We start from the raw sequence: 6531 nt of genomic DNA on the forward strand, positions 1-6531 counted from the left end.
CCACTGGGACCGCTTCTTGGGAAGGGCAGCGTGAAGAACACGAGTTCTATGTTGAGCGCTCTTGACCCGAAGGTTGTGGGTGAGGCGATCCAGGAGAACCCCGAGTTCCTCGTAGAGATGATGAAGTACGGCGACCCGTCGGGCACGGCGATAGCGCTGAACGAAAATCCGGAGTGGGTGAGCGAGGTTCTCTCAAACGTGGATGGCGAGGTCGTGGCGGGTGTCGTCAACAAGAACGAGAAGTACCTGTCGGAAAGCGCGAAGTACTCGGATCCGGAAGGCTCCGCGAAAATAATCAACAAGGCCGGCCCGTTCATCAGGGATATGGTGAGCAAGTTGAACGGGCAGGTGATCGCGAATGTGGTGAACGAGAACGGCGAGTACATCAGTAAGCTCATCTCATACACCGACTACGATGTGGCGGCGCAGTCGATGAACGCCAATCCCGAGTTTACAGTGGATCTGGTGGGACATTTGAATCCGGACACAATTGCCGGAGTCGTCAACAACAACGGGTCGTGGGTAACGCAACTGTTGAGCAAGCTGGACGCGAAGGTCACGGCGCAGGGAGCGGCGGCCAACGCGGACTTGATGTCCCGGTTGGTTCCGCAACTGGATGCCGGAGTCATCGCCGGCATAGTCAACGGTAACGAGGCGTTCCTCACAGAGTACTTTGGCGCCACAAACCCCGATGACTTCGCGAGAACCAGCCAGCAGATGGCGGGCTTCCAATACGATGTCGCTATGAACATCAGCCCGAACCTCATCGCTGAGATTGTGAACAACCAGTCGTTTTTGACGAGGTTTATCTCAAAGATGAATCCCAGTGGCATGGCGACATCGATGGCCGACACGACAGACTTCACCAGCAAGCTCCTTGACTACCTCGACCCGGTGGCTATCGCGAATATTGTGAACAACGCGGCGCCGATGATATCGGGAACGCTCGGGAACCTGTCAACAGAGTTTCTGGCGGCGATGTCCAACAACGCTGATGCGACGAACAAGCTTCTCTCGAAGTTGTCGCCGTTGCCTATCGCTGGCGCGATTAACGCGAACGGAGTGTTTCTGTCCGGATTGATGCAGAACTCGTCAAGCGTCGGCACGGCCCAGGCTGTTAATCAGAACCCAGGTTTTGTGAAGGCGTTGTTGAGTTATCTCGACGTCGCGAAGCTCAATGGTATGTCGGCCGCGACGTGGCAGAAGACGGCGGAGATGGTCGGCAAGCTCGATCCAAATGTGATAGCGGGTATCGTGAACGCGAACGGCACGTTTCTCACGAGGTTGGTCTCCAAGATGGATCCGGACGCTATGTCGAGCGGCATGAATAGCGACCCAACCTTCATGATCAATCTTGTCGGCAAGCTGAACCCGCAGGTTATCGCCGGCGTGATAAACAACAACGGCACGTTCTTGAGCCAGTTGCAGGGCAAGGGGAACCAGAAGGCTACGGCGGATGCCATCAACAACAACGTGGCCTGGGTCAGCAACCTGATTACATACTTGAACCCGCAGGTGATAGCGGGAATCATGAACAACGCTGACCCGAAAAACAATGAAGAGATGATGAAGTACCTGCGTCCGGATGTAATCGCCTATGTTGTCAATCACAACGGTTTCTTCCTCGATGGCATGCTCGCGAACCTTCAACCAACGGTGCTTGCGAACGCGATCAACACTCCCGGCGGGCAGGCGTACCTGACGGCATATCTGGATCCGGCTATAGGCATGGATCCGTATTGGGGAGCGATGGCGTCGAACGCGAATCCGGAGTTCGCGGAAGCGATGATGGCGCCTCCGCCGGACGGTATCGACCCCGGAGTGCTGGCGAATGTCATCAACAACAACGGGGCGTTCATCAGCGGTCTGATCTCGAAGCTGGACGCGACCGTCTTGAGCAACGCGACGATCGCGGCGACCAAGAAGTCGTACCAGCCCGGCGGACCCAAAGGTCAAATGTATGATTTCACGAGGCCGTATAACCCCGCGAGCCCCCATTCGCCGGACAACGGGCTGAACCCGGCGGTCATCGCGGATATCATAAACAGCAACCAGGCGTTCCTCACGGACTACATGGACAATTCGGATCCTGTGGCGAACGCGAACCTGCTCGAGTCCGTGAACGGCAGGAACTTTGTCTTGAACGTGGTAAACGCCGCAGCCAACAACATGGACGCGCTTCAAAGCCTGATTGCCGCCATGGCCTCACCGGGCGCTATTGAGACATCGCGTCAGACGAACATCTTGCTGGCGGTCAACGCGAATCTTCCCGGGTCCGTGGCCCAATACATCAAGAATCAGATAAACGCTGTGGGTAAAATCAATAATGTCCTCTCCTGGGTGACGGTGAAGACCGCCGGTAAAGTTAACCCACAGCCCACTGATTGCTCGTACGGCACGTTCCTGGAAGCAGTAGTGCAGGACTATCCGCTTTAGGACGAATCGGAACAGAAGAAGATGGCAGAGCGGGAACTCACGTTCCCGCTTTTGTACGAAAAGGCATAATGGGGTCAAACCATTTTATGCATTTTGTAACAGCGAAATGGGAGTACGTATAGAAACGCATAAAATGGTTTGACCCCATTATGCCTTTTCTCATCCTGTGCGTATAATTGCAGTAGGGCGTGTCAGACAAACTGGAGTGAAAGTTTTGGAGTGTAAATATCATAGCGGGCAGGAAGCGGATCTGGTTTGCCTCAAGTGCGCAAAGCCGTACTGCCGCGACTGTGTAGAAGAGACCGGTGAAGCCCATTACTGTATTGATTGCCACAGAGAGACTGTGGAACGCTTCGCAAGTCAGATGGGAGTGTCTAAGAAGGCCAGGGCACCGAAGATTCCAAAGGGCGACAAGAAGCCGCGCGGGCCTGAAAAAGCGCCGGTTCGGCACGGATTGCCCGATGTCGGTCCGACCCTGGAATCACCTTCACCGTCATCTTCTACGCTCTCGTCAGGGGAGAAGGCCGCGTTTTGGAGTGAAGAAGAGAAACGCGTTACAAGCCCGGCGGCACGCGGTAGTCATCGCGAGCGAAAAAGAGAAGGCCGCCTTGCGTCGGGAGGCGTTCCTGTGGCGATGCAGGTTCCCGAGGAGTATTGCGGCGAGGTGACCGGCGTGCCTTCATATTTCAAGGCCGTCCTCATCGCGATGGTGGCAGGGCTGGCGAGCGCCGCTGCGTACGCTGGCCTCGAATGGTGGCTCCACAAGAATCTCGGCATTCTCTTGTGGATTTTAGGGTTCGGCGTTGGCATTGCGGTGATGCTTGGCTCGGGCAGGCACTACAACTGGAAACTCGGACTCATTGCCGCCGGAACCGCTATGCTGTGGGTCAGTGTCGGACGCGTCGCTTACTACATGCTGGACATCCGCTTCAACAGGCTGTTCCCGTTCAAGATGAGCATCTGGCCGCTTTTCCGGGAGTCGGCGAGTACGTATGTCCAGGATTTTTCCTCGATATGGCTGGTTTTCTTTCTGATAGCTGCCACGGTCGCGTTTCTGGTGTCGTTCAGGCCGCCGCCGATAAAGTTGCGTTGACGCAAAAAACGCAACACAGGGGGTCAGGCCCCCGGTGTTGCGTTTTTTGCGTTCTGGTTCGTTGTGATTTAATATTTCCTGTAATCGAATAGTGACGTCTCCGACCCGAGAGGCCTAAAGCGAAAGCAACGGCCCGAGGGCGACAGGGTTCGGCGGGAAACGGCCGGGCCTCCCGTGATTGAAAAGGAGGTGTGACACACAAGCGTGTGCCTGCCTTTTCCCGCGGCAGGTTTTTTTATTGGAGGGACTCAATTTGAAAAACAGAAGATTCACAACGGTACTGCCGGCTATCGCTCTGGTTGCGCTCATGGCGGCTCCGGTGATACTTGTTGGCGGGTGCGGCAAGAGTAAGCCGACTGTTCTGGTGCTTGCCACAACCACCAGTACGCAGGACTCCGGCTTGCTGGACGTTCTTGTCCCCGCGTTCGAGAAGCAGTACAACGCGAAGGTAAAAGCGATTGCCGTAGGCACGGGCGAGGCGCTGAAGATGGGCGAAAAGGGGGACGCGGACGTGTTGCTCGTCCACTCAAAGGCGGCGGAGGAGCAGTTCGTCAAGGACGGCTTCGGGCTCGAGCGCGCGCAGGTGATGTACAACGATTTCGTCATACTGGGGCCGGCGGCGGATCCGGCGGGAATCAAAGGTGAAGCAAGCGCTGTGGGCGCGCTCAAAAAGATTGCGGCGAGCCGCGCGACGTTTGTGAGCCGCGCTGACGACTCGGGAACGAACAAGGCGGAGCTCAATATCTGGAAAGCGGCAGGCATCAACCCGAAAGGACAGCCGTGGCACGTCGAGACCGGACAGGGGATGGGCGCGACGCTGGCCATCACGGACCAGAAGCAAGGCTACACCTTGAGCGACCGGGCGACTTTCATCGCGCGCGAGGGGACGTTCAATCCGGTCATCCTCGTCGAGGGAGACAAAGCTCTCTATAACCAGTACGGAGTTATTGTGGTCAACCCGGATAAGCATCCCAGCCTGAAGTTGAACACCAGGTGCGCGGAGGAGTTTGTCGAGTACGTTACGAGCAAGAAAGGCCAGGAGCTGATCGGCGCCTACAAGAAGAATGGTGTCGTGTTGTTCCATCCCAATGCGTCGAGTGAGACACAGTGATCACAATGTCACAGTTCTGGCACGCCCTCATGCTGTCACTGGCGGTGTCAGGGCTGGCATGTCTCATTGGGGCGGTCGCAGGTATTCCGCTTGGAACCGCGCTAGCCGAGTTTTCTTTCCGCGGCAGAGGCGTCCTGTTGACGATTGTGCACGCGTTCATGGGGTTGCCGCCTGTGGTGGTGGGCGTGTTCACCTTTGTCGTGATAGCTCGCCACGGCACTCTGGGAAGCCTCGGTCTGTGCTACACGCCTGGGGCTATGGTGATAGTGCAGGTCATACTGGCCACGCCCATCATCGCGGGGTTCACCCACGCGTCGCTGGAGGATGTGGATCCGCGACTGGGCCTGCAGGCCATGAGCCTGGGAGCGACACGCGCGCAGGCCGTGCTTGTCAAAATGCGGGAGGCGCGCGCGGGGCTGGTTGCCGCGATCATCGCGGGCTTCGGGCGCGTCATAGCCGAGGTCGGGGCCGTAACGATCGTCGGCGGCGCTATAAACGGCCAGACCGACACGCTTACGACTCTCGCCGTCAAACTGACACGCCAGGGACGCGATAACCTCGCTATGCTTGTCGGCGTGGTTCTGATAGCGGTAGCAATTACGGTCAACATCTTTCTGACGCGCCTTCAGGTGGACAGAGGCGCATCCGAGGTGGAGAAAAGGGTGACAGGGTATGCCAGTTGAGGCCGCCGCTCCAGCAATTGAAGCCAGCGGGTTAACGAAGGCATACAATGGCGCGACCGTGCTTGATATCGAGCATCTGGAGGTTGCCCGGGGTGAGATACTGGCCGTACTGGGCCCCAGCGGCGCCGGGAAGAGCGTGCTCCTTCGGCTGCTCAACCTGCTGGAGCCATCGACGCGCGGGACTATCCGGTTCAACGGGGTGGAGGTTCAGGGAATTGATGGGCGAAAGCGGGTGGAAGTTTCGCGCAGGATGGCGATGGTATTTCAGGATCCGCTGCTGTTTCGGGGCTCGGTGGCTGACAACGTTGCTTATGGACTGAAGGTGCGCGGGGTATCGCCAGATGAGCGCTATGCCTGCGTCAACGAGATGTTGAAGGTCGTCGGACTTGAGCGCCTGGAGCGAGCGCGCGTCAGGGCGCTTTCAGGTGGAGAAGCGCGGCGGGTCGCGTTCGCTCGGGCGCTGGTTATCAAGCCTGAAGTGCTGCTGTTCGATGAGCCGTTCGCGAGCCTGGATCCTCCGACACGGCGCTTACTGCAGGAGGAGACCAGGGTGATGCTCAAAGAGCGCGCCCTGTCCGCGGTTTTTGTGACGCACGACCAGGAGGAGGCCGCCCGCATGGGTGACCGCATGCTCGTTCTCAACGGAGGTTCGGTTGCACAAGTTGGAAGCGCCAGGGACATATTCTACAAGCCCGCAAGCGAGTTCGTGGCGCGGTTCGTGGGGGTGGACAACATATTCAGCGGTGAGGTCGTGCGCTGTGAGGGCGGCCTGGCGCAGGTGTCGGTGGATGGGAGCGTCCTAGAGGCAATGACAGAGTGCGTCTCCGGCGAGCAGGTCAAGCTGGGTGTGCGGCCCGAGGATGTGACAGTATTGTCGGCAAGTGGACTCGAAACTCCGGCGAGCAGCAGAAACGCTTTTGTCGGCAATGTGACCGATGTCGAGATGCGCGGGCCATTGGCGCGGGTGACGCTCGCGTGCCCGTTTCCGCTGGTGGCTCATGTGACGCGGCGTTCGACCGAAGAGATGGGCATAACCCCCGGAGCGGAGTTTGGCGCCCGATTCAAAGCGACCGCGGTAGTGGTGTGGCCCCGCGCAGCGGTAGACGGAGAGGTAGACGGTGCCTGAACATTCTTCCCGAATTTTCAAGAGGATTTATGTGTTTTCCCGAAGTTCATACTCCCTTCCGTGTTCGATCATTGACCATATC

5 protein-coding genes and 1 riboswitch are annotated in these 6531 nt (G+C 57.9%); all 5 genes read left to right on the forward strand.

Going from position 1 to position 6531, the window contains the following annotated elements; translation table 11 throughout:
• The coding region (locus CVT63_07465) for a hypothetical protein (GenBank protein ID PKQ27535.1) at nucleotides 1-2436 on the forward strand (2436 nt) is incomplete at its 5' end.
• A 214-nt stretch (nucleotides 2437-2650) separates the two neighbouring features.
• Nucleotides 2651-3529, forward strand: coding sequence for a hypothetical protein (locus CVT63_07470; protein ID PKQ27536.1), 879 nt, complete (start codon nucleotides 2651-2653; stop codon nucleotides 3527-3529).
• A gap of 86 nt (nucleotides 3530-3615) precedes the next feature.
• A riboswitch (molybdenum cofactor riboswitch) is annotated at nucleotides 3616-3734 on the forward strand.
• A gap of 102 nt (nucleotides 3735-3836) precedes the next feature.
• The gene (locus CVT63_07475; protein ID PKQ27539.1) at nucleotides 3837-4640 is read left to right on the forward strand and encodes a tungsten ABC transporter substrate-binding protein; all 804 of its coding nucleotides are present in this window, start codon (nucleotides 3837-3839) and stop codon (nucleotides 4638-4640) included.
• On the forward strand, nucleotides 4637-5323 hold the full coding sequence (locus CVT63_07480; protein PKQ27537.1) for a tungstate transporter permease: 687 nt from the start codon (nucleotides 4637-4639) through the stop codon (nucleotides 5321-5323). Before CVT63_07475 ends, CVT63_07480 begins: the two co-directional genes overlap by 4 nt.
• Nucleotides 5313-6449, forward strand: a complete 1137-nt coding sequence (locus CVT63_07485; protein PKQ27538.1) for an ABC transporter ATP-binding protein — start codon at nucleotides 5313-5315, stop codon at nucleotides 6447-6449. Before CVT63_07480 ends, CVT63_07485 begins: the two co-directional genes overlap by 11 nt.
• Nucleotides 6450-6531 lie beyond the last annotated feature (82 nt).

The sequence above is a fragment of the Candidatus Anoxymicrobium japonicum genome (genome assembly GCA_002843005.1).
GTDB classification, from domain to species: Bacteria; Actinomycetota; Geothermincolia; order Fen-727; family Anoxymicrobiaceae; genus Anoxymicrobium; species Anoxymicrobium japonicum.